The following is a 21,461-nucleotide window of genomic DNA, read 5'->3' as shown; positions in this document are numbered from 1 at the left end:
CGGCGACTCTCTATCTGGTTTGAGGGTCATACGGGCAGGTTTGGGTTTCGTTAACGATTTTTACCTTCTATGCCCGTCCCGGCCCTGAACCACTGAATCCAGACCGAAGGAATACGACGCGATGAAATCATTCCGGATTGCCGCCCTCACGGTATTCGTAGCCTGCGCCGGCTTCGCCTCCGCATCCCAGGCTGCCCCCATATCGCTCGGCAAGGTGGATATCGCTCCGTCGGGCGCCGTGGAACATGTGCAGTATGGCTACGGCTATGGCTATGGTCACAGCGCCCGCTATTTGCGACGCAAAGCCATCCGGCAGGAAATCCGTCGCGAGCGTCGTTGGGACGCCCGCCGCCGTGCTTGGCGCTACGGTTATTGAGCGTTACGCCATCGTCACGATTTGAATGAACTTAACGAAACAGCTCGGCGCCATCATTTGGCGCTGAGCTGTTTCGCTAGGCAGGTCTCTGCTGCTCAGCATTCGTACGGGACAGAGCGGGAATACAGACCCGTATCCGGGTGATCTCAGAACCGGCGTTTCCGCCCCGGCCTTGTTGGATCATATCGATATTTGGCAGGGTCTATCTCGTGATGAGATACCCCCAACTCATGGGATTTACCCTGATACCGGACGCCAAGCGAGTTCATCATGCTTGAAAGCCTCCAGACAGAGCTCTCGTTAAAGCGCTTGCCCGCCGGTCTGACGCATGGGATCGCAGATTTTCGCCGAAACCTTATCGAGATGCTCGCAGGCATTCTTCAGGTACCAAGTTTTCAGATCCGGCCGGGTTGGTGCGACGAACATCGCCACGAGGACGAAGCCGACGAAGCCGAGGACGACGAGCGTCAGAAGATTCCGCATCAACTCACTCCATAAAAAGGCGTTCTCTCCCGCTATTGGAGCAATAGCCCCTAGAAGATAACGCAAAACGGCCAGCCAATCGCCTCAACGGACAATTCGGCTGACCGGTTCGATAACACTACGGCTTGCAAAAGCCGACATGGGAAAGGCTGTTGAGACCTGATTCATCAACGATCTTTGAAGTGCATCGGTTCCCAATAGGAGTTTTAGGCCTCTACGGGTTCGAATAGCGGCACAATCTCCATGGCTGGGACCAATACGATGCCCTTGTCGGTGATCCGAATTTCCGGAATGACCGAGAGGGGGATCAGGTTGAACCCCATATAGGGAATCGTGCACCCGGCCCGCTCCCAGCCCTTCTTCAGCAGTCGGACTTCCTCGGCGACGATACTGACGCGCTTGTCCGAGAGAAGTCCCGCCACTGGCAGCGGAACCATGGCGGTCACCTGGCCATCCTCGACGACGCAGACGCCCCCTTGGATCGCCGACAACGCATCAATGGCGACGCGCATATCCTCCGCGTTCAGCCCCGCGACGATCACGTTGTGCGAGTCGTGGCCGACACTGCTCGCGACCGCGCCATGCTTCAGCCCGAAGGCACGCAGCAATCCGTGTGCGACGTTGCCGGCTCCGCCATGGCGCTCAATGACGGTGACGAAGCACAGATCGTTGTCCCGCAGGGTCGTCGGCCAATCCGAAGCAGGCGTCAGGTCGTACCGCTCATGGGTCAGTTCGATTCCGGGAAGCGTGGTGCGGATGGCGTTGACGACACAGCGGCCTTTGGGGAGCACCGGGACCAGGGCTGGTAGGGGCAGTGGCAGATGCATCGTCGCATAGGCCGGTGCAGGGTATTGGTAGGGACGCGAGAGCGCCGCATCGAGGAGAGGCGTGATCGTGCGATTCTCGACCACGCAACGGCCACCGTACCAAGTGGTCTGCGGAATGAAATCGTCGTCGAGGAGTACGAGATCGGCCCGGCGACCGCCACCGAAGCCACCGATCTCGCTATCGAGCCCATACCGGGTCGCCGGATGCAGCGAGCCCATCGACCACGCCTGTTCGCGGGGAATACCCATGCGGATGGCCTCTCGCACCACCCAATCGAGACCGTAGGCGAGGAGATCCTGGGCGTCCCGGTCGTCGGTACAGACGCAGACCCGCTTGGCCGAGGCCCCCAGTTCGATGATCGTGCCGATGGCCTTGGGCAGGCTGTGCCAGGGCGTGGTCGGCGGGCCTCCGCGCAGGTAGATCCACAATCCCGCTTCCAGCAAGTCGTCGGCAATGTCCCGGTCGATGGCCTCGTGGGTGTCGGTGACGCCGCTGGCGGCATAGGCGCCGACAAAGCCGCGTCCGTAGATGTGACCGGAGACCGGTCGCCCACGCTGCAGTGCAGCCGCGATGATGGCATGAGCCCGCTCGTCCCCCTCGGCCACGGCGACGAAATCCATCTTCTCGCCGAGGCCGATCGCCTCCGGCCACGCATCGAACAGGGCGCCAATCTTCTCCGCCGTGAGGTCGCCGCCGGCGGTCTCGAGTTCCGGCGAGGTGGCCGGAACCGTGCTCGGAACCGTCAGGTAGATATTGAGCGGCGCCGCGCGGGCATCCTCCAGCATCCAGGCGATCCCGTCCGTGTCGAGGACGTTGCCGATCTCGTGGCTGTCGCAGACGATCGTCGTTGTGCCATTGAGGAGCGCAGCTTCGGCATAGGCACAGGCCGTCACCATGCTGCTCTCGATGTGCAGATGGGGATCGACCAGGCCGGGAGCCAGAATGCCGCCGCCGGCCTCATAGCGTGGCGCACCGCCCCTGTAGGCTCCCGCCGTCTTCACGGCGGCGATGCGCCCGCCGGTGATCCAGACCTCGCTGTCGGGCCGCATCCGCTCGGAATAGGTGGACAAGATGCGCGCGCCGGTGATGACCAGATCCGGCTCGGCCCGTCCGCCTGCGACACTGGCGAGCTGGCGGGTCATCCGGCTCAAGGGAGCGACGGAGAAGCGCGTCAGCGGTTTCGGATCGGTCATCGTGCAATCGGCTCCTCGCTTCGCCCGGCCCCGTTCCGACGGGAGGGGTCCCAGCGGGCGGTCCGCACGCATCATGCCACCGTTCAGCACTTGCGGCAGGCTGCCTTGCGCCGCACCGTGCCGGAGGGGGATACGGGTTGCCTTAACGTCGCGACGGGATCATGTAGCGCCGGAGCCCGGTCGCGACCCTTCCGATCTATCGGCGACGGCGAAGAAGGCGGGATGCCGGCGGGACCACGAGGTCGATCGCCAAGCATCGTGCTTTGAGAGCCGTCGACCGGGCACCCTTCCGGTTTTCATCGTCCGAGCATCCGTCATGGCCAAGCGCACCAAGTCGAAACCGCAGGAGCGTGGCTCCGTCCTGTTCGATGTCCTCTACGAGGACGAGTCCCGCGCCTCGAACCGGCGGGTCCCCATGGAGATCCTCGGAGGCCTCGACGGCGACGAGCCGGCCCGGCACCTTATCGAGGAGCAGGATCGCGCCATCGCCGAGAAGTCCGGCCGCCCCTCCCGTGCCATCCGCAGCCTGAGCCGCTCGCCGATCCGCGCGCCGAGCGCCGTCTCCGGCGATTGATCTCAGGCCTTCTTAAGGAACTGGGCCTTCAGGACGAGCCCCTTCACCTTATCAGCGTTACACTCGATCTCGTCGGGATCGTCCGTGATGCGGATGTTTTTGATCAGCGTTCCCCGCTTCAACGTGGTCGACGTGCCCTTGACCTTGAGGTCCTTCACCAGGGTCACGGAATCTCCGTCCGCCAGCTTCGTGCCATTGGCGTCCTTGGTGTCGGCCATGGCTCAGGCGTCCGCGTCGGAGATCGGCGGCATGTACGGCTGACCGGCATTGGTCAGCGCCCGGTCGACCGCCTCGATCGCCAGCAGGATGCGCATGAAATCCTCCGCCGCGGAAGCAGCGGCGAGTTCGCTCGAACCGATCCGCTTGGCGAGGGCGCTGCGCTGCCGCGAGAGGCTGGCGCGGGCGCGGTTGAGGTCTGCAATCTCGTCGGGCGTCATGGCGGGGTCTTTCTGCCGATCGACCGTCCAGGCGGTCTCGGGTGGGGAGCGATGCAGTCTTTATCGGCGGGATGCAATGGCGCGTCCCCCGGAGAACGCCTTGCCTGCGTGGAGGGTCACAATTCCGCCGACCGCCCCGACAATTCGGCCCGCAGGAGCCGGGCCGCGTCAGTGAGGGCCGTATCCCGGCGCAGGCGCGGGCGGGGAACGTCGATGGGCATGTCGGCGGCGACCCGTCCGGGACTCCCCGCGAGCACCACCACACGGTCGGCGAGGGTTACCGCCTCGTCGATATCATGGGTGACGAACAGGATGGTCTTGCCCGTCGCGGCCTGGATGCGCTGCAGCTCGTCCTGCAGGCCCTCGCGGGTGAAGCTGTCCAGCGCGGAGAAGGGTTCGTCCATGAGGAGCACGTCCGGGTCGACGGCGAGCGCGCGCGCGATGGCGACTCGCTGGCGCTGACCGCCGGAGAGCTGGTGTGGCCAGCGCTGCCCGAGGTCGCCGAGACCCACGAGGGCGAGCATCTCCTGCGCCTTGGCCAGGCGCTGAGCCTTCGACAGGCCGCTGCCCTCGAGACCGAAGGCGACGTTGGCGATCACCCGGCGCCAGGGGAGCAGGCGGGCGTCCTGGAACACCAGCGCCATCGGCGTGCGGCAGCCCTCGCGCGTGGCGAGGCGCACGGTTCCGCCACTGGGCTCGGCGAGGCCGATCAGCACCCGAAGGACCGTGGATTTGCCAACGCCGGATTCGCCGACGATGACCACGAACTCCCCGCGCGCGATGGAGAGGTCGAGCTCCGACAGGATGACGTTGCGGATTCCGTCGCGCTCGTAGGCGAGGCTGAGGCCGCGGATGTCGATGATCGGGTCCATCAGGCGCGCCACCGCAGGAGCCAGCCCTGGAGAGCGACGAAGCCGGTATCGAACAGGCCGTAGAGCCCGGCCATGGTGAGCATGTAAACGACCACGATGTCGGTGGAGAGGAGGCTGGAGGCCTGCATCATGCGGGCGCCGACGCCGGGCACGCCGAAGATCTCGGCGGCGACCACCGCCATCCAGGCTTGGCCCAGCGCCGTGCGCAGGCCGACGAGGATGCCCGGCGTGGCGGCCGGCAGCACGATCTTGGTGAGACGCGACCAGGCGGAGCGGAAGCCGAAGGCCTGGGCCACCTCGATGAGGTCGCGGTCGACCCCGCGCACCGCCCCTTGCGTCGCGAAGAACACGATCCAGAACACGCCGATGGCGATGATGAACACGGCGGCCGAGGGCTGGACCCCGAACCAGATGATGGCGAAGGGCACCCAGGCGAGGCCGGGGATGGGGCGCAGCAGGCGCACGATCCAGGCGGTGAGCGCCTCGAAGCCGTGGAACATCCCCACGACGATGCCGAGCGCGATGCCGGCCCCGGCGCCGACGGCGAGGCCGACGAGGTAGTGGCTCAGGCTCGACCACACCGCCTCGCCCCACACCCCGAGCCGGATCTCGTTGAGAAAGGCGGCCGGGATCGTGCTCGGCGGCGGCAGGAAGGCCGGGTTGATCAGCCCGAGCCGAGGCATCGCCTCCCAGAACAGGAGGAAGGCGACGAGTCCGAGAGCCGCGAGGGCGGGTGCGCGAAGGGCGGTCATCCGATCAGGGCGCGATGGCCTTCTCGTAGTAGCGGGAGTCGAACAGCCCATCGAGGGGCACGTCCTTCTCCAGGGCGCCGATGGAGACCTGATAGGCCTGCATCGCCTTGGTGGCGACGATGATGGCGCGCGGATCGACGGTGAACTTCGCCGCCGGGGAGGTGAGGGCCTTCTGGATCGTGGCGAGATCGACGATGCCCTTGCCGAGGGCGGCGAGCACGTGGGGCGCGGCCTTGGCCGGGTCGGATTTCAGCAGGGTGTCGGCGCGGATGAGCGAGCGCACCAGGGATTCCACGGCGCCGGGATTCCGGTCGGCATAGGCGCCGTAGACGCCCACCACCGTGCCCGGCTGGTCGGGGAACATCTCGGCCCCGTTGGCGATCAGCGTGATCGCGGGGTTGCGGCCCTGGACGATGGTGAGGGCCGGCTCGCGGATCGAGGCGCCGTCCACGGCGCCGGCGAGAATCGCCTGCTGCGTGGCGTCGATGCCCATGGACACCACTTCGGCATTGGCCTTGTCGGCCTTGGCCACCTGCCACAGCCAATGCTGCAGGGTGGTGTTGGGCACCGAGCCGAGGGGCTGGGTGGCAAGCCGCGCGGAGCGGCCTTCCTTGGCCTTGAACTGCGCGAAGGCCTCGGCCTTGCTGGCGCCGCTGGCGAAGAACGGGGCGAGCTTCGGGCCGGCCACGAACACCATCTCCTCCACCGCCGTGGAGGCGACCACGCGGACGTCGATGTTCTTGGTCCGCGCCACGGCGAGCGGCGCGACCCCGGCGACGTAGACGTCGATAGTGCCCGACGCCAGCGCCTGGATCATGTTCGGGCCGGATTCGAAGGTGGTGAAGGTGGGGCTGAGGCCCGCCTCCTTGAGCCAGCCCTCGCCGTTGGCCACGAAGATCGGCGCGGCGCCGATGACCGGGATGACGCCGATCCGCATGGGGATCGGCGCGGTCTGCGCCTGGGCGGGGGCGGCGAGGACGAGCCCGACGAAGGCCGTCAGGAGCGTCGCGAGGACGGGGAGGGGAGAGCGCATCGGGGGATCCGGATTCCGGAGCGAAGGGTGGCCCGGCAAGGAGCCGTGAGCCCGGCCATGCCACAGGCGGCGCATTCTTCAAACACCCGTGAGCGAAAGAACGGCTTGCGTTCCTCAATCGGGGAGGGCGTTCCACGCTCGAAGGTCGCCGCGCGGTCTTTATTCCCCGGTGCCGATCTGGAACGGCCTCGGCCCGATTCCGTTAGGAGCAGGAGACCGGCCGCACCTCGTCGCGGCCGGCCAACGACAAGGACACAACGCCATGAGCTTTCTCGGCAGCATCGTCAGCAAGATCCTGCACCCGTTCGGCGGCGGAAGCACCACGGCTGAGGCCGCCCCCGCCGACGCCCCGGCCGGCACGGCCACGACCGACACGACCGGCGCCGCGGCGGCGAAGCCCGGCGAGCCGGTGGACGTGGAGGCCGTGCTGAACGGCATGGCCGCGAAGAACTCCCAGACCCTCAACTGGCGGACCTCCATCGTCGACCTGATGAAGCTCCTCGACATCGATTCGAGCCTCAGCGCCCGCAAGTCGCTCGCCGACGAGCTGCACTACACCGGCGACAAGGAAGACTCGGCCACGATGAACGTCTGGCTGCACAAGCAGGTCATCAAGAAGCTCGAGGAGAACGGCGGCAAGGTGCCGGCCGACCTGAAGGATTGATCCACTCCGAACCCTCCCCCCACGGACCTCGGGCTTGCCCGAGATCCGTCTTTGGCTGGCCAAGTCGGGCAGGCCCGACTTGGTGCGGGGGAGGGTGCCTGCGGAGCAGACGGGAGAGGGGGCGACATCTCCGGACAACGCGCTCCCCTCATCCGATCCGCTTCGCGGACCACCTTCTCCCGCAGAGGGGAGAAGGACACGTGCGCCACCGGCTCTCCAAACACCTTCACCCCCGCGCGCAACAGCGCCGGGGGCATGGCCCAAGAGAAGTCCCAACAGGGGGACGCGGGACGCCGCGGAACCCATTGAGCGCTAGAATTGTTTGCCGGTCCACCGGCGTCCCGACAGGCTCCGGCATTCCCGCCGGGGCCTGTTTTTGCGTCGCGGTGTCTCCAGCGGTCCTCGCGTTGCGTCGCGCCTGAGGTGGTCGTGTTGCATCCCAGCCCGGCTGTTCGAACCCGCACGCCCTCTCGTATTGGAGGGGCCGCAAACCTCATCATGGCAGCCGAGATCAGGGTCAGTGCCGGGGCATTTAACTCCCGACCTACCGCGCCCCCATCCGAGCCCCCAGACTATCGAGCCGCCGCCCGGGGCGATGGTGACCGACACCACCGACGCAGGCACCGCCCCGCCGCCCCTTTCGGCCCACCCGGTCGGTCACCGGACAGGCCCCCTTCGCTGGGCGGCAGGTGTGGGGATATAGGCATGGAATAGGAATTTTGTCAAGGTCGGATCGAAAATTCACACGTGCAAAGCCCCTGTACCGAGTTGCACCGCCGTTAAGAATATGAAAATTTGCCAACAGATCGATGATGCTGACCCAGTTACAACGCCTAACCTAAGAACCGCACCTCAGAGTAAACCTGCTAATATCGCAATATAGTGATGTTTTCGCAACAATCTAGGATATGTAATATAATAAAATGTCACGTTTGAAGAAAATCCATTATAAAAATCAGCCTATAGCGATTGATTTATTTAGCGGATGCGGAGGCGTGACCTGTGGCCTAAAGCAAGCTGGCTTTAAGGTTTTAGCATCCGTTGAAATTGAGCAAAAGGCGCGCGCAACATATAGTTTGAACCATAATTCGGTGGTAAGTCTAGGAACGGACATAAGAACAACTGATCCGGCAGAGCTCCTTAGCCGCTTTGATCTTCAGCCTGAACAATTAGATCTAATTGCTGGCTGCCCCCCGTGCCAAGGATTTTCCCGCATACGTCATCGAAATAGCTCTCAGCCCGCCCTCGATCCACGAAATAATCTGGTGCAAGATTTTTCTCGGTTTGTTGAAGTTATAAGACCGAGAATGGTAATGATGGAGAATGTACCGGGTCTATCAGGATATTCCGGCTACCATCAATTCAAGGAAACGTTGATCTGTCTTGGATACAACATCGTAGACTGTATAATCGATGTTTCTCAATATAATGTCCCACAACGCCGAAAACGGCTAATCCTTGTAGCATCTTTGGATCGCAGCCCGGTGCTTGCTCCACCCGAAAATCGCGTGATGACGGTGAGGGACGCAATTGCTTTGCTGCCTGAACCAGGCAGAAGTGGAGACGCGCTTCACGATCTTCCAGAGCGCCGTTCGGAACGAATCAAAACATTAATTCAAGCAATTCCTCAAAATGGAGGAAGCAGACGCGATCTTCCAGATTCTAGCAAACTTGCTTGTCATATGCGAACTAACGGTTTTTCAGACGTTTATGGAAGAATGTCGTGGGATCTACCATCTCCGACTATCACGGGCGGATGCTACAACCCGTCCAAGGGACGTTTTTTACATCCGGTTGCAGATCGGGCTATTACGCTGAGAGAAGCAGCGATACTTCAAGGCTTTCCACCGGACTACAAATTCGACATCACGCACGGTCGCGAAGCAATTTCCCTTATGATCGGAAACGCCTTACCACCCCCCTTTATATCTGCTCATGCACGCTCCCTCCTAGCAAGTAAGCAGTAAAAATGCCCTTTATTGAACCAAATATTGACGAATTACTTAAAACTCTAGAGCGATTTCGCCCTGGCTCTCCTTTGGATAAATTTATTGGCGAGGCAGTATTCCCAAATTTTAAAAACATCGCTCCTCATACTCGAATCAAATTTGAATTTCCTATAACTGCGTTAGTGGGCGCGAATGGAACTGGAAAGTCGTCCATTCTCCACGCCCTCTGGGGCATGCCCATGAAATATAGTACCGCCAGATTTTGGTTCTCTACCGCAATAGATCCGATCGATGACGGGGGCGATGCCGGAGTTCCAAGATATTTTTATAAGCATTGGATCGCGGAACTGAATCAATTTGTTGAGACAAAAAAAGTCAGGGGTAAAAGGAGAGCGGATTATTGGGAACCAGCTCGTGCTTTAGAAAGCGATGGCATGGCACCTATGCCACCGATAGACGATGCCTCGCGCCCTTTTCGGTCAAAAGAAAGATGGAATCCCACGGAAAGACCAGTCAAGTATATTAATTTTAAATGCGAATTTAGCGCCTTTGACCGCAATTTTTATTACCCATACCAATCTGAAGCTAGGGCAGAACGGCAAAAGCGGTTCCAGAACGGGGCGCGGCGCCTTAAAACTGTAATGAAGTACAATCTTAGCAAATACTCTCCCGGCGGGAAAAATGCAGTATTCGTAAATCGTAGCTTAAGTGAAATTGAACTATCATGGGTAAGCTATATTCTTGGACGTGAATATATCCGGGCTCGATATGTATTGCATGGCCTCTATGGGCGAATTGAGTCACCCTCAGTCTTTTTTGAACGAACTAGTGGGGCATACTCGGAAGCTTTCGCGGGCAGTGGGGAGTTAGCCGTAGTTCGGGCTGTCATGGAAGTAGTCGCGGCAGCTAATCTCACACTTGTATTACTAGACGAACCAGAAACTTCGCTTCATCCGGGGGCACAAGTAAGACTACTAGCTTTCCTAATGAAAATGACCGTAGAAAAACATCTTCAAATCGTGATCTCGACTCATTCCTCTACGATTGTTGAAAGCCTACCCCGAAAGGCCATCAAGGTATTGGAAGATGGTCCGGACGGTCGAGCTAGAGTTGTGTCGGTAACACATCCGCAAGTAGCTTTTAATAGGATTGGTCACTTAGGAACCAAAATTCTGCTTGCTGTTGAGGACGTATTGCTCAAAGCTCTAGTTGAAATTGCAATGAAAAATATGGATGCAGGTGAGCGGAGTGCTTTTCAAATTTTTGTTCCCGCTGGCGGAGCCGACGCTATTTTGACTTTCAATATACCAAACTGGATTCACGAAAGCAGAGATGCATACGTGATGCTAGATGGAGATAAAATTCCCAGCAAACCAATCCCTGATCCTGACACCTTTACTCCTCAACAGAAGAAGGTGGCCGGACAAACAATATTAGAATTGTTTAATGTACGACCTATACATTGCTCAAATTCGTTGCCGGATAATTCATCCGCATATTTAAAGTGGGCTTCGACAAGAGTTTTTTACCTAGATGCTGTTTGCCCTGAATTTGTAATTTTAGAGGTCCTCAGTACTGAGAAATTGAAAAACTCCATGACAAATCAAGAAGCAAAATCCGCGTTAATTGCCCATCTTGAAAAAGAAGATAAACCCCACACCGCTCAGGCGTTAGAGATCAGCGCACACTGGTTGTTGAAACCTTCAAATCCACATATAATGTATATTGCAGACCAATTGCGCGAAATACTTCGCAAAAGCAAATCATAGACATCACTATAAAAGTGGCCAAGAGCGATTCAAATCACCGCCCCGTCCGCACCCGCGTCCAATTCCGCGTGACAAACCGCTGCGTCCGGTCATCCCAGGCCTGGTTCGTAAACAACCGCTGCATCGTCGCCTCGTCCGGGTAGATGCCGGCATTCGAAAGAATCTCCGGCTTCACCAGGGGTTTGGCGGCGAGGTTGCCGTTGGCGTAAGCGACGAAGTTGGTGTTGGCGGCGGCGACCTCGGGGCGCATCAGGTAGTCGATGAAGCGGTGGGCCTCCTCCGGGTGGGGGGCGTCCTTGGGGATGGCGAGGGCGTCGAACCACATCAGCGCGCCTTCCTTCGGGATGAAATAGGCGATCTCGACGCCGTTCTTCGATTCCTCGGCGCGTTTCTTGGCCTGCATCACGTCGCCGGAATAGCCGACCGCCAGGCAGAGGTCGCCGTTGGCGAGCCCGTTGATGTATTCCGACGAGTGGAATTTTCGCACCGAGCCGCGCACCTTGAACAGGGCGTCGGTGACCTGGGAGATGTCGTCCCAGCGCTTGGTGTCGGGCTTGAAGCCGTAGGCCGGCAGCATGCTGGGAATCAGGTCCTCGGGGCTGTCGAGCATCATCACCCCGCAATCCTTCAGCTTGGCCATCAGCGCGGGGTTGAGCACCAGGGTCCAGGTGTTGAGGGGCTGATTGGGGCCGAGGCGCTCGCGCACGGGGCCGAGATTCACGCCGATGCCGGTGGTGCCCCACATGTAGTCCACCGCATAGGCGTTGCCGGGATCGTAGACCGCGAGGCGCTGGGCGATCTCGGGCCAGGCGTGTTTGAGGTTGGGGATCTTGGCCTTGTCGAGGGGGCGGAACACACCGGCCTTGATCAGCCGCTGCAGGAACGGGCCGGTGGGCACCACGAGATCGTAGCCGGACTGGCCGGCGAGCAGCTTCGTCTCCAGGATCTCGTTGTTGTCGTAGGTGTCGTACACGACCTTGATGCCGGTCTCCTTGGTGAAGGCGTCCAGCATCTTGGGGTCGATATAGTCCGACCAGTTGTAGATGTTGACCACCCGCTCGGGGCCCTTCTGCTCCTGGGCCTGCGCCGAATTGAGGAAGGCGAAGGCCAGGAACAGCGACCCGGCGAGGCTGAGCGCCAGCGCGATCAGAAGGATGACGAAAACGATCCGGCGCATCGGCTGGCTCCTCGCGTGTCGGTGCGTCAGGCGGGGAGTTTGGCCGCGACGACGACGATCTCCACGAGATATTCGGGTGCGGCGAGCTTGGCCTCCACCGTGGCGCGGGCGGGCGGGTTCTCCTTCGAGACCCAGGAATCCCAGGCGGCGTTCATCTCGGCGAAGGTGGCGATGTCGGCGAGATAGATCGTGGTCGAGAGGATCCGGCTCTTGTCGCTGCCGGCCTTGGCGAGCAGCCGGTCGATCTCAGCGAGGATCTCCTGCGTCTGCGCTGTGACCCCGGCCCCCACCACCGTGCCGGCCACCTGACCCGCGAGGTAGACCATGTCGCCATAGGTGACCGCCTGGCTCATGCGGGCGCCGGATTCGAAACGGGTGATGGTGGTCATGCGGGGAGACTCGACATTGGGGGAGGGTGCCCCCGCGTTGTGCCGTGCGGGAGGGGCGCCCGTAAAGGGGCAGGGGGACGCGCCCCCTCGCGGAATGAGACATTCTCGCCACGCCGGGCGCAACCCATCCCGCGATGCGGCGTTGCTTGACCAATACGGCCAAGTCCGGCGGGGACAATCCCGGCCGCCGCGTATCGGGGATCATCTCATGGGTATCATCTGGACCATCATCATCGGCTTCCTCGCCGGTGTCGTCGCCAAGTTCATCATGCCGGGCGACAAGGAGCCCGCGGGCTTCATCCTCACCACCATCCTCGGCATCGTCGGCGCCTTCGTCGCCACCTTCCTCGGCCAGGCGCTGGGCTGGTACGGCCCCAACCAGGGCGCGGGCTTCATCGGCGCGGTGGTCGGCGCCATCGTGGTGCTGGCTATCTACGGCTTCATCGCCAGCCGCCGCACCACCACCCTCTGAGACTCGAACGGCGTGGGTCGTGTAACCCGCGCCGGAGATCGGACGAAAGAAAGGGGCGCCCCATCGGAGCGCCCCTTTTTCGTGTCTTGGGTTCAGGAGATGTAGCCGGCCGACTTGACCGGGCAATGACCGGTGGCGCCCCGGATGGCGAGGCCGGCGCCGACCACGAGGGCGGCCAGGCTCAGCCACTTGTTCGGCCGGGGCTGGGCGGCGGCGGCCGCGATGCCGAGGCCGAGCACAACGGACACCGCCCGCTCGGTGGTGGACAGGTTCGCTTCGCCCTCGAAGATGCTCGGAATCATCGGATCGGCCATGGTGCAATCTACTCCTCGTGTTGCGTCGCGGGGCGAACGCGGCGGGAGGATGGGTGTTCCGAGAGAACGCATCCGAGCGGGCGCTCATCCTCGCCCCAAATAAAAAAGCGCGGCCCCTTCCGGAGCCGCGCTTCTCATTCTCGATCACCCCTCAGGGCTGAGACGGTTTACGCGTCCTGGCGAGGGCCGCGGGCGCGGTCCTGCTCGGCGTTGCGCTCGGCCTTGAGCTTCTCGGTGAGGTCCTCGCCGGTCTCCTGGTCGACGACCTTCATGGACAGGCGGATCTTGCCGCGGTCGTCGGCGCCGAGGAACTTGACCTTCACCTTCTGGCCGTCCTTGACGACGTCCGTCACCTTGGCGACGCGCTGGGCGGCGAGTTCCGAGATGTGGACGAGGCCGTCCTTGGCGCCGAAGAAGTTCACGAAGGCACCGAACTCCATGCACTTCACGACGGTGCCGTCGTAGATCATGCCGACTTCGGCTTCCGCCACGATCGACCGGATCCAGTTATAGGCGGCCTTGATGGCCTTGCCGTCGCTGGAGGCGATCTTCACCGTGCCGGTGTCGTCGATGTTGATCTTGGCGCCGGTCTTCTCGACGATCTCGCGGATCACCTTGCCGCCGGTGCCGATCACTTCCCGGATCTTGTCGGTGGGGATCTGCATGGTCTCGATGCGGGGCGCGTATTCGCCGAGCTCGGGACGGGCATCGGTGAGGGCCTTGGCCATCTCGCCGAGGATGTGCACGCGGCCTTCCTGCGCCTGATGCAGGGCGACCTTCATGATCTCCTCGGTGATGCCGGCGATCTTGATGTCCATCTGCAGCGAGGTGATGCCGGCTTCCGTGCCCGCCACCTTGAAGTCCATGTCGCCGAGGTGATCCTCGTCGCCGAGGATGTCGGACAGCACGGCGTAGCGCTCACCCTCGAGGATGAGGCCCATGGCGATGCCCGCCACCGGACGGCGCAGGGGCACGCCGGCATCCATCAGCGACAGCGAGGCGCCGCAGACGGAGGCCATGGAGGAGGAGCCGTTCGACTCGGTGATCTCGGACACGACGCGGATCGTGTACGGGAACTCGTGGGCCGGCGGCAGGACGGGGTGCACGGCGCGCCAGGCGAGCTTGCCGTGGCCGATCTCGCGACGGCCCGGGGAGCCCATGCGGCCGGTCTCGCCCACCGAATAGGGAGGGAAGTTGTAGTGCAGCAGGAAGGTCTCCTTGTAGGTGCCTTCCAGCGCGTCGATGAACTGCTCGTCCTCGCCGGTGCCCAGCGTGGCGACCACGAGGGCCTGGGTCTCGCCGCGGGTGAAGAGCGACGAACCGTGGGCGCGCGGCAGCACGCCGACCTGGGACACGATCGGGCGCACGGTGCGGACGTCGCGTCCGTCGATGCGCGAGCCCGTGTCGAGTATGTTCCAGCGCACGACCTTGGACTGCGCTTCCTTGAACGCGGCCTTGACCTTCTCAGGGCTGAACTTCTGCTCGCCCTCGGCCGGGCACAGAGCCGCGATCACCTTCGCCTTCACGGCGTCGACGGCGGCGTAGCGCTCCTGCTTGACGGTGTTCTTGTAGGCGTCGCGGAGCTCCGCTTCGCACACGTCGAGGACGGCCTTCTCCACGTCGCCGTTCTCGGGCGCGGAGAAGTTGCGGGGCTCCTTGGCGGCCTTCTCGGCGAGGCGGATGATCGCGTCGATGACCGGCTGGAAATGCTTGTGGCCGAACATCACGGCGCCGAGCATGACGTCCTCGTCGAGCTCCTTGGCCTCGGATTCCACCATCAGCACGGCGTCCTGGGTGCCGGCGACGACGAGATCCAGGGTCGAGTTCTCGAGCTCGGGAACCGGCGGGTTCAGGATGTACTGGCCGTTGACGTAGCCGACGCGGGCCGCGCCGATCGGGCCGGTGAAGGGCACGCCCGACAGGGTGAGGGCGGCCGAGGCCGCCACCATGGCGAGGATGTCGGGATCGTTCTCGAGGTCGTGGGTCAGGACGGTGACGACGACCTGGGTGTCGTTGCGCCAGCCTTCGACGAAGAGGGGGCGGATCGGGCGGTCGATGAGGCGGGAGACCAGGGTCTCCTTCTCGGAGGGACGGCCTTCGCGCTTGAAGTATCCGCCGGGGATGCGGCCGGCGGCGTAGGCGCGCTCCTGGTAGTTCACGGTGAGGGGCAGGAAGTCGATTCCGGCCTTGGGCTCCTTGCCGGAGACGACGGTGGCCAGCACCGAGGTCTCGCCATACGTCGCCATCACGGCGCCGTCGGCCTGGCGGGCGACCTTGCCCGTCTCGAGGACGAGCTTGCGGTCGCCCCAGATCAGCTCTTCACGTTGTACGTCGAACATATGTCATGCCTTCCTGCGGTCGGGCGTGCCCGGCGCCGCCAGGGGCAAGACGGCCAGGAGTTCCGCGCCGGACCGGCGAAGAACTCCTGGCGATCCTGTCCCCGACGAGTGCGCCTCGAAGCGGCCCGATGGTCGCGCGGCCAGACCCATTCCGGCAGCGCGGGACGTCAATGAAACGCGGCCCTGAGCCAGGCTCGGGACCGCGAAAATCGCCTTAGCGGCGGATGCCGAGACGCTCGATGAGGCTGCGGTAGCGGGCCTCGTCCTTGCGCTTGACGTAGTCGAGCAGCGAGCGGCGCTGCGAGACCATCTTCAGGAGGCCGCGGCGGGAATGGTTGTCCTTGCCGTGAGTCTTGAAGTGGCCGGTGAGGTTGGTGATCCGCTCGGTGAGGATCGCCACCTGAACCTCCGGAGAACCGGTGTCCTTGCCGCCGGTCGCGTATTCCTTGATGAGCGCAGTCTTGCGCTCGGCCGAAATCGACATCGCATTCCCTTTCGATACGGGTTTTCGGATCGAGACGGCGCTCGTCGAGAGAGTCCGCCTCAGCCTGGGACGGGGCCTGTGCCGGGATGTCGTCCAGCACGGTCGCGTTCACAAGCAGCTATAGCCCCGTGCCCGTTTCCGGGTCGAGGCCATGGGACACATACACGAATCCGGGCTTCGTGCCACCCCCGTCCCGGCGCCGACCCGGACGGATGCCGGGCATTCGCTCTGCCCTGGCGGGGGGCCGGAACGGCGCATGGCCCCGTCGGGCCATTCCGGCTCTAACGCGTTGATTTATTGCATTATCTGTCGACGATCCGAGCTTCATTTCGTCGTGAAGGTCACACCCTGGCAAATCCCAGCTTCTGACTTTTGCATTCAAACACAAATGTGATAATGGCTCCAACCTTGACTAAGAAGCGCAATCGGATTTGCGGAAACAACTGGGGGTGGAATGGAGCGGATCATCATCAAGGTCGCAAGACCGATAGCATTTGCGGTTATTACTTTCGTATCGAGCTATTACTTGTTCAGCTCGCCTTACATCTCCTCGGCACTCAGCCTCGTCCCCTTGCTGCTCGGATGGCTCGGCGTCTTCGAAGGCTTTTCCTACATCGTCGCGGCGCTGATCTTCGTCGCCGCCGTGATCTGGGCCGTCGTTCCCGTCGGGACGAAGGACTTCGTCAAGCAACAGTACGATGCCGCCGTGAAGGAGTTCGTGGCCGGCATGCCCGACACGAAGAAAGTGGACTGAGCCGGTCTCGAGAAAAACGGTCGCCGGTTCTGCGGCCGGAACTCCGCGACATTCCAGAAGCCTGAGCGAAGCCCGACGGGCGAACGAAATCAGCCGGAGGAGGACACTCGATCCGGGACGCCTGCGCTCACCGCGCGGATGTCCCGCACCAACGCGTCGATCCGCTCGGGCTCTGAATCCCAGGCGAACATGAACCGGGCGCCACCGCCTATGAAAGTGTAGAAACGCCAGCCCCTGTCCCGCAGAGCCTCCAGCCGCTCAGGCCAGGCCTTCAGGAACACGGCGTTGGCCTCCACCGGAAACATGGCGATGAAGCCCGGGCACTCCGCCACCGCGCCGGCGAGGCGTTGCGCGCAGGCATTGGCGTGGGCCGCGTTGCGGAGCCAGGCGCCGCCTTCCAGCATTCCGACCCAGGGCGCGGTGAGGAAGCGCATCTTCGAGGCGAGCTGGCCCGCCTGCTTGCAGCGATAGCCGAAATCCTCGGCAAGGGCGGGATCGAAGAACAGGATCGCCTCGCCCGCCGCCATGCCGTTCTTGGTGCCGCCGAAGCAGAGCAGATCGACGCCGGCCTTCCAGGTCATCTCCGCCGGCTCGCAGCCGAGGCTGGCGCAGGCATTGGCGAAGCGCGCGCCGTCCATATGGAGGCGCAGGGACAGCTCGCGGCAGGTGGCCGAGATGTCGGCGATCTCCCGGAGCGTATAGAGCTGTCCCGTCTCCGTGGGCTGGGTGATCGTCACGACGCGGGGTTTGGGAAAATGAATGTCGGAGCGCCCCGTCGCGAGCCCCCGGATGAGGGCGGGCGTGAGCTTCCCGTCCGGGCTCGCCGCCACCAGCAGTTTCGAGCCGTTGGAGAAGAATTCCGGGGCGCCGCACTCGTCGGTCTCCACATGCGCCGAGGCCGAACAGATGACGCTGTGGTAGGACTGGCACAGGGAGGCCAGCGCCAGGGAGTTCGCGGCCGTACCGTTGAAGGCGAAGAACACCTCCGCATCCGGCTTGTCGAACAGATCGCGGAACGCGTCCGACGCCCGCTTCGTCCAGGCATCCTCGCCATAGGCGGGTACCGAACCGCCATTGGCCGCTTCGGTGGCGGCCCAGGCCTCGGGACAGATGCCGGCGTAATTGTCGCTGGCGAATTGCTGGGGTTCGGGCTTCATCGTCGCTGCGCCTTCCGTCGGTCCCAAAGGGGAGCCGAAGCGACGCGTGGCGAAACCCGTTTCGTTGCCGGTTCGGCCACATCCCCTCCAGTCGATGAGGGCTCCACCTTGCTCGGATCAGCAGGTTGGCGTCGGGCGTCGCCGCGACTCTTGATGCGATAGGAGGCTTAGCAGCGCGCGGACCCAGCCGCAACGCGACGAGAGTGATGTGTGCCGCCCGTCCTCCGACGCTCGAAGGACGGGCGAAGAGCGACCTTCAGGCAGTCGGGCGACCCGAACGGCCGGCAAAGCGGCGGCGGAGGTAGGACACGACCTTGGGGAGAAGGAAGGCGAGGATCAGCTTGCGCATGTCGAGGACACTCCGGAACGGGAAGGGGATGCGGCGCCCATTCGGGGCCGCCAGTCCGAAGTGCAATGATCGGCAGGGCTTTGCGTTCCTCGGCCGGCTACATGGGTGGAATGCACCGGCCCGTCAGAGGTCGAGGGTCAGGGTCACCGGCACGTGGTCGGAGGGCCGCTCCCAGCCCCGCGCCTCGCGGAACACGTCCACGGAGCGCGCGGTGCCGATGAGGTCGGGCGAGATCCAGGCATGGTCGAGGCGCCGTCCCTTGTTGGCGGCCGACCAGTCCGGCGAGCGGTAGCTCCACCACGTGTAGATCTTCTCGGGCTCCGGGGTGAGCACGCGGGCGGCGTCGATCCAGCCGGCTTCCCCGCGCAATTCTTCCAGGGCCTGCGTCTCCACCGGCGTGTGGCTGACCACGGAGAGCAACTGCTTGTGCGACCAGACGTCATGCTCGAGGGGCGCCACGTTGAGGTCGCCCACCAGGATCGCCGGGCCGGCCATGCGCCGTGCGCCCCAGGCACGCAGGTCTTGCAGGAAGTCGAGCTTGTGCGCGAATTTCGGATTGAGCCCGACATCCGGAACGTCGCCGCCGGCCGGGACGTAGAAATTGTGGATCACGAGGCCCGCCGCCGCGCCCGCCTCGGCCCCGAGCACCGCCGAGATGTGTCGGGCATCCGGCTTCCCGCAGAAGGCCATGACGTCGCGGGTGAGCAGGGGAAAGCGCGAGAGGATGGCGACGCCGTTATAGCCCTTCTGGCCCGCGAAGACGACGTGCTCGTAGCCGGAACCCCGCAGGGCCTTGAGCGGAAAGGCATCGTCCGGGCACTTCGTCTCCTGCAGGCAGAGCACGTCGGGCTTCGCCTCGGCGAGGAACCGAAGCACGAGATCGATGCGCAACCGCACCGAATTGATGTTCCAGGTGGTGACGGAGAGGCGCAACGGGTCTAGCTCACAGATGTGATAAGAGACGGGATCGGCCGCTTCGATAGACCGGATCGGCCCGCCCGTCGCCGCACAAATGCCGCGTTCCACCACCGAGAGGGACGCGAATTCGAAGATACAGGAAGGATCGCCCGTCGTGTCGCGCACCCGCTCTGCGCTCTTCAACGTCTACTGGGCCGCCTGGACCGCCTGTTTCGCGCTTCCCCTCGTGGTGCTCGCGGCTCTCGGCTGCCCGACGAAGCCGATCCGGGCGGCGACGCGGCTGTGGTCGCGCGGCATCCTGTTCGGCCTGCGCCACATCGTCGGCCTGTCCTATGTGGAGGAGGGGCGCGCCCACATCCCCACCGAGCCGTGCCTCATCGTGGCCAACCACCAATCGGCCTGGGAGACCCTGGCCTTCCTCGTGCTGGTGCCCAACGTCGCCATCGTGGCCAAGCGCGAACTCGTGGCGATCCCCATCGTCGGCTGGTTCCTGCGCCGCTCGCCGATGATCATCATCGACCGGGCCAACGGCACCCAGGCCCTGCGCACGATGATCGACGAGAGCCGCCTCGCCATCGCGGAAGGCCGGTCCATCCTGATGTTCCCGGAGGGCACCCGCAGCACCATCGACGCGCCGGTGCAGTTCAAGCGCGGGGTCGAGCTGCTCTACGCCAAGCTCGGCCTGCCGGTCCTGCCCGTGGCGGTGAATTCCGGGCTGTACTGGCCCCATGGCGGCTCACGGCACGTCCCCGGCACCGTGGTGGTCAGCTACCTCGCCGCCCTGAAGCCCGGCCTTTCGGGCGGGGAGTTCATGCGAGGCACGCAGGACGCGATCGACGCCGAATTGAACCGCTGGCGGAGCGGAGCAGTAATGGAGCTTCAGGCGTCCTGATCGAAAATCCCTCCCCCCTCTGCGGGCTTATCGGATCCACGCTTTCCAGCGGTTGGCGCTGCCCTCCTCCTCCTTGTGGGGAGGAGTTGGAGGTGGGGGTGGTTGGGCGACCCTCAGCTTGCGGAGGCTGGCGGAGCCACCCCCACTCCTGACCTCTCCCCACAAGGGGGAGAGGGACGCGCTCTGCTCCTCGAGAGCAGATGTGTGAATCCAAGAGGCGCAGGGGAGCGGGAGCGCCCCCTCACTGCGCCTTGATCTGCTTCTCTATCGCCTTGTCCTCGCTGCGCCCGTAATTGATGAAGAACTGGCTGCCGTCGACGGCCTTGCCCTTCTGCAGGTTCGAGAGCTGCACCGTGGTCTGGTAGCCCTGCGGATCGGTGATGCGCCACTGGCTGAGGGTCTTCATCTCGGCGTCGAAGAACAGCTGGATCTTCGAGGTTCCGCCCAGCGTCGCCCGGTCCTCGAGGGAGATGCGGATGCCGCCCGGATCGTTGGAGACGTCCGACACGGTGAGATCGCGGGCCAGGTCGATTTTTTCGCGGAGCAGGAATTTCAGGGGCGTCTGCGAGATGAAGTAGAGGTCCTGGGTCTTCAGTTTGCGGTCCTTCACCGCCACCGAGGTCCCGTCGGCCACCACCTCCATGGGGGAGGGCTGGTCGTAGTCGAACCGCAGGCGGCCGGGCTTGGCCAGGGTCAGCTTGCCGCCGATGCGGCGCCCGTCGCCGGCGATCTGGACGAAGTTGCCGCTGAGCGTGGTCATTCCGTTGAAATAGGCATTGGCCTGGGCGAGCACGGCGGCGGGCTCGGCATCCAGCATGGACGACGCGGCAGTGGGGGCGCCGACGGCGGCGACCTTGGCGGGCGCGTCCGAGGGCGCGGCCTTCGCGGCGGGTTTTGCGCCGGGAGCCGGCTTATCCGACGCCGCCTTGGCGGGTTTCGGCGCCTGGGCCGCCGGTTTCTTCGGCGCGGCGGGAGCGGCCGGGGGCGCTTCCGGCTCGGGAGCGGGGGCCGGCGCGGGCTGCTCCTTGCGCCCGAACAGGCCGTCGAGGAAGGACGAGACCTGCGCCGAGGCCGGCGCGGGGTGGAGACCGGCCGCCAGCACGAGGAGCGAGCCGGCGGCGAGAAGGTGGCGTCGGCCGGTCATCCTGGGGCGTTCTCCGAAGTCGGGTGGGGTTCCGGCTTAGAACCCGAGCCTGTGGCGAATATGGGACGTCGATGCGGTGGAGGTGAGGGGCCGGAGACGGCTCGCCTCGTCCGGAGCCACCCCCACCCTCGGTCCCTCCCCA

At 63.6% G+C, this 21,461-nt stretch carries 23 protein-coding genes and 1 riboswitch; of the genes, 8 read left to right on the top strand and 15 right to left on the bottom strand.

Annotation, left to right across the window (positions count from 1 at the left end; genetic code table 11):
• Positions 1-121 precede the first annotated feature (121 nt).
• Positions 122-376 (top strand): hypothetical protein, encoded by a 255-nt coding sequence (locus ASF26_RS05080; protein WP_056250385.1) that lies wholly within the window; start codon positions 122-124, stop codon positions 374-376.
• A gap of 300 nt (positions 377-676) precedes the next feature.
• Here the strand turns inward: ASF26_RS05080 and ASF26_RS05075 are convergent, their stop codons facing one another.
• Both ASF26_RS05075 and ASF26_RS05070 read right to left on the bottom strand, forming a co-directional pair.
• Entirely contained in the window at positions 677-859 is a 183-nt protein-coding gene (locus ASF26_RS05075) for a hypothetical protein (protein WP_056250383.1), read from the bottom strand.
• A gap of 206 nt (positions 860-1,065) precedes the next feature.
• On the bottom strand, positions 1,066-2,880 hold the full coding sequence (locus ASF26_RS05070; RefSeq protein WP_056250382.1) for an adenine deaminase C-terminal domain-containing protein: 1,815 nt from the start codon (positions 2,878-2,880) through the stop codon (positions 1,066-1,068).
• A gap of 316 nt (positions 2,881-3,196) precedes the next feature.
• Here ASF26_RS05070 and ASF26_RS05065 point away from each other — a divergent pair, with 316 nt between their 5' ends.
• Positions 3,197-3,454, top strand: a complete 258-nt coding sequence (locus tag ASF26_RS05065) for a hypothetical protein (protein ID WP_018044140.1) — start codon at positions 3,197-3,199, stop codon at positions 3,452-3,454.
• A gap of 2 nt (positions 3,455-3,456) precedes the next feature.
• On the opposite strand, the gene ASF26_RS05060 is transcribed toward ASF26_RS05065, so the two are convergent.
• The 5 genes from ASF26_RS05060 to ASF26_RS05040 form a co-directional block, all read right to left on the bottom strand.
• Positions 3,457-3,672, bottom strand: coding sequence for an alkylphosphonate utilization protein (locus ASF26_RS05060; RefSeq protein WP_056250381.1), 216 nt, complete (start codon positions 3,670-3,672; stop codon positions 3,457-3,459).
• A 3-nt stretch (positions 3,673-3,675) separates the two neighbouring features.
• The gene (locus ASF26_RS05055) at positions 3,676-3,891 is read right to left on the bottom strand and encodes a hypothetical protein (protein ID WP_018044138.1); all 216 of its coding nucleotides are present in this window, start codon (positions 3,889-3,891) and stop codon (positions 3,676-3,678) included.
• A 116-nt stretch (positions 3,892-4,007) separates the two neighbouring features.
• Positions 4,008-4,763, bottom strand: a complete 756-nt coding sequence (locus tag ASF26_RS05050) for an ABC transporter ATP-binding protein (RefSeq protein WP_056250537.1) — start codon at positions 4,761-4,763, stop codon at positions 4,008-4,010.
• The gene (locus ASF26_RS05045; protein ID WP_056250379.1) at positions 4,763-5,515 is read right to left on the bottom strand and encodes an ABC transporter permease; all 753 of its coding nucleotides are present in this window, start codon (positions 5,513-5,515) and stop codon (positions 4,763-4,765) included. Before ASF26_RS05045 ends, ASF26_RS05050 begins: the two co-directional genes overlap by 1 nt.
• Positions 5,516-5,519: 4 nt before the next feature.
• A complete protein-coding gene (locus ASF26_RS05040; RefSeq protein ID WP_056250378.1) occupies positions 5,520-6,548 on the bottom strand; it encodes an ABC transporter substrate-binding protein in 1,029 nt (342 codons plus the stop codon).
• A gap of 262 nt (positions 6,549-6,810) precedes the next feature.
• Here ASF26_RS05040 and ASF26_RS05035 point away from each other — a divergent pair, with 262 nt between their 5' ends.
• The 3 genes from ASF26_RS05035 (at position 6,811) to ASF26_RS21835 (ending at position 10,930) form a co-directional block, all read left to right on the top strand.
• Positions 6,811-7,212 (top strand): DUF3597 domain-containing protein, encoded by a 402-nt coding sequence (locus ASF26_RS05035; protein WP_056250376.1) that lies wholly within the window; start codon positions 6,811-6,813, stop codon positions 7,210-7,212.
• A 923-nt stretch (positions 7,213-8,135) separates the two neighbouring features.
• Positions 8,136-9,179, top strand: coding sequence for a DNA cytosine methyltransferase (locus tag ASF26_RS21840; RefSeq protein WP_082477518.1), 1,044 nt, complete (start codon positions 8,136-8,138; stop codon positions 9,177-9,179).
• A 2-nt stretch (positions 9,180-9,181) separates the two neighbouring features.
• A complete protein-coding gene (locus ASF26_RS21835; protein WP_082477524.1) occupies positions 9,182-10,930 on the top strand; it encodes an ATP-binding protein in 1,749 nt (582 codons plus the stop codon).
• 34 nt (positions 10,931-10,964) lie between these two features.
• Here the strand turns inward: ASF26_RS21835 and ASF26_RS05030 are convergent, their stop codons facing one another.
• Both ASF26_RS05030 and ASF26_RS05025 read right to left on the bottom strand, forming a co-directional pair.
• A complete protein-coding gene (locus ASF26_RS05030; RefSeq protein WP_156462868.1) occupies positions 10,965-12,107 on the bottom strand; it encodes a polyamine ABC transporter substrate-binding protein in 1,143 nt (380 codons plus the stop codon).
• 26 nt (positions 12,108-12,133) lie between these two features.
• Positions 12,134-12,496 carry a RidA family protein gene (locus tag ASF26_RS05025; protein ID WP_056250374.1) on the bottom strand — a complete coding sequence of 121 codons (363 nt, stop codon included), beginning with the start codon at positions 12,494-12,496 and terminating at the stop codon, positions 12,134-12,136.
• A gap of 208 nt (positions 12,497-12,704) precedes the next feature.
• Here ASF26_RS05025 and ASF26_RS05020 point away from each other — a divergent pair, with 208 nt between their 5' ends.
• Complete coding sequence (locus ASF26_RS05020) at positions 12,705-12,968, top strand: GlsB/YeaQ/YmgE family stress response membrane protein (protein WP_018044131.1); 264 nt, start codon at positions 12,705-12,707, stop codon at positions 12,966-12,968.
• 92 nt (positions 12,969-13,060) lie between these two features.
• Here ASF26_RS05020 and ASF26_RS05015 read toward each other — a convergent pair whose 3' ends face one another.
• From ASF26_RS05015 to rpsO, 3 genes are all read right to left on the bottom strand, one after another.
• The gene (locus ASF26_RS05015; protein WP_018044130.1) at positions 13,061-13,282 is read right to left on the bottom strand and encodes a DUF2892 domain-containing protein; all 222 of its coding nucleotides are present in this window, start codon (positions 13,280-13,282) and stop codon (positions 13,061-13,063) included.
• Positions 13,283-13,449: 167 nt separating this feature from the next.
• Positions 13,450-15,621: a polyribonucleotide nucleotidyltransferase gene (gene pnp, locus ASF26_RS05010; RefSeq protein WP_056250372.1), complete on the bottom strand. Its 2,172-nt coding sequence runs from the start codon at positions 15,619-15,621 to the stop codon at positions 13,450-13,452.
• 214 nt (positions 15,622-15,835) lie between these two features.
• Positions 15,836-16,105 (bottom strand): 30S ribosomal protein S15, encoded by a 270-nt coding sequence (gene rpsO / locus ASF26_RS05005; protein ID WP_018044126.1) that lies wholly within the window; start codon positions 16,103-16,105, stop codon positions 15,836-15,838.
• Positions 16,106-16,631: 526 nt separating this feature from the next.
• On the opposite strand from rpsO, the gene ASF26_RS05000 reads away from it, so the two are divergent.
• A complete protein-coding gene (locus ASF26_RS05000; protein WP_244475830.1) occupies positions 16,632-16,859 on the top strand; it encodes a hypothetical protein in 228 nt (75 codons plus the stop codon).
• A gap of 89 nt (positions 16,860-16,948) precedes the next feature.
• On the opposite strand, the gene ASF26_RS04995 is transcribed toward ASF26_RS05000, so the two are convergent.
• Together ASF26_RS04995 and ASF26_RS04990 are read right to left on the bottom strand one after the other, a co-directional pair.
• The gene (locus ASF26_RS04995; protein ID WP_056250369.1) at positions 16,949-18,016 is read right to left on the bottom strand and encodes a low specificity L-threonine aldolase; all 1,068 of its coding nucleotides are present in this window, start codon (positions 18,014-18,016) and stop codon (positions 16,949-16,951) included.
• 50 nt (positions 18,017-18,066) lie between these two features.
• Positions 18,067-18,178, bottom strand: a riboswitch (SAM-I-IV-variant riboswitch).
• A gap of 310 nt (positions 18,179-18,488) precedes the next feature.
• Positions 18,489-19,298: an exodeoxyribonuclease III gene (locus tag ASF26_RS04990; protein WP_056250367.1), complete on the bottom strand. Its 810-nt coding sequence runs from the start codon at positions 19,296-19,298 to the stop codon at positions 18,489-18,491.
• A gap of 79 nt (positions 19,299-19,377) precedes the next feature.
• Between ASF26_RS04990 and ASF26_RS04985 the strand changes: the two genes are divergently transcribed.
• On the top strand, positions 19,378-20,175 hold the full coding sequence (locus ASF26_RS04985; protein WP_082477517.1) for a lysophospholipid acyltransferase family protein: 798 nt from the start codon (positions 19,378-19,380) through the stop codon (positions 20,173-20,175).
• Between the two features lie 241 nt (positions 20,176-20,416).
• Here ASF26_RS04985 and ASF26_RS04980 read toward each other — a convergent pair whose 3' ends face one another.
• Positions 20,417-21,319, bottom strand: a complete 903-nt coding sequence (locus ASF26_RS04980; RefSeq protein ID WP_056250366.1) for an outer-membrane lipoprotein carrier protein LolA — start codon at positions 21,317-21,319, stop codon at positions 20,417-20,419.
• Positions 21,320-21,461: the final 142 nt, after the last annotated feature.

The sequence above is a fragment of the Methylobacterium sp. Leaf93 genome (assembly GCF_001422345.1).
GTDB classification, from domain to species: Bacteria; Pseudomonadota; Alphaproteobacteria; order Rhizobiales; family Beijerinckiaceae; genus Methylobacterium; species Methylobacterium bullatum.
The sequence above is the reverse complement of the archived record's forward strand: the minus strand, read 5'-3'. Positions and strand labels throughout refer to the sequence as shown.

Coding starts and splice junctions, on each gene's coding strand:
- ASF26_RS05080 (WP_056250385.1), top strand. CDS start 122: ATGAAATCATTCCGGATTGCCGCCCTCACGGTATTCGTAGCCTGCGCC.
- ASF26_RS05075 (WP_056250383.1), bottom strand. CDS start 859: ATGCGGAATCTTCTGACGCTCGTCGTCCTCGGCTTCGTCGGCTTCGTC.
- ASF26_RS05070 (WP_056250382.1), bottom strand. CDS start 2,880: ATGACCGATCCGAAACCGCTGACGCGCTTCTCCGTCGCTCCCTTGAGC.
- ASF26_RS05065 (WP_018044140.1), top strand. CDS start 3,197: ATGGCCAAGCGCACCAAGTCGAAACCGCAGGAGCGTGGCTCCGTCCTG.
- ASF26_RS05060 (WP_056250381.1), bottom strand. CDS start 3,672: ATGGCCGACACCAAGGACGCCAATGGCACGAAGCTGGCGGACGGAGAT.
- ASF26_RS05055 (WP_018044138.1), bottom strand. CDS start 3,891: ATGACGCCCGACGAGATTGCAGACCTCAACCGCGCCCGCGCCAGCCTC.
- ASF26_RS05050 (WP_056250537.1), bottom strand. CDS start 4,763: ATGGACCCGATCATCGACATCCGCGGCCTCAGCCTCGCCTACGAGCGC.
- ASF26_RS05045 (WP_056250379.1), bottom strand. CDS start 5,515: ATGACCGCCCTTCGCGCACCCGCCCTCGCGGCTCTCGGACTCGTCGCC.
- ASF26_RS05040 (WP_056250378.1), bottom strand. CDS start 6,548: ATGCGCTCTCCCCTCCCCGTCCTCGCGACGCTCCTGACGGCCTTCGTC.
- ASF26_RS05035 (WP_056250376.1), top strand. CDS start 6,811: ATGAGCTTTCTCGGCAGCATCGTCAGCAAGATCCTGCACCCGTTCGGC.
- ASF26_RS21840 (WP_082477518.1), top strand. CDS start 8,136: ATGTCACGTTTGAAGAAAATCCATTATAAAAATCAGCCTATAGCGATT.
- ASF26_RS21835 (WP_082477524.1), top strand. CDS start 9,182: ATGCCCTTTATTGAACCAAATATTGACGAATTACTTAAAACTCTAGAG.
- ASF26_RS05030 (WP_156462868.1), bottom strand. CDS start 12,107: ATGCGCCGGATCGTTTTCGTCATCCTTCTGATCGCGCTGGCGCTCAGC.
- ASF26_RS05025 (WP_056250374.1), bottom strand. CDS start 12,496: ATGACCACCATCACCCGTTTCGAATCCGGCGCCCGCATGAGCCAGGCG.
- ASF26_RS05020 (WP_018044131.1), top strand. CDS start 12,705: ATGGGTATCATCTGGACCATCATCATCGGCTTCCTCGCCGGTGTCGTC.
- ASF26_RS05015 (WP_018044130.1), bottom strand. CDS start 13,282: ATGGCCGATCCGATGATTCCGAGCATCTTCGAGGGCGAAGCGAACCTG.
- pnp (WP_056250372.1), bottom strand. CDS start 15,621: ATGTTCGACGTACAACGTGAAGAGCTGATCTGGGGCGACCGCAAGCTC.
- rpsO (WP_018044126.1), bottom strand. CDS start 16,105: ATGTCGATTTCGGCCGAGCGCAAGACTGCGCTCATCAAGGAATACGCG.
- ASF26_RS04995 (WP_056250369.1), bottom strand. CDS start 18,016: ATGAAGCCCGAACCCCAGCAATTCGCCAGCGACAATTACGCCGGCATC.
- ASF26_RS04985 (WP_082477517.1), top strand. CDS start 19,378: ATGCCGCGTTCCACCACCGAGAGGGACGCGAATTCGAAGATACAGGAA.
- ASF26_RS04980 (WP_056250366.1), bottom strand. CDS start 21,319: ATGACCGGCCGACGCCACCTTCTCGCCGCCGGCTCGCTCCTCGTGCTG.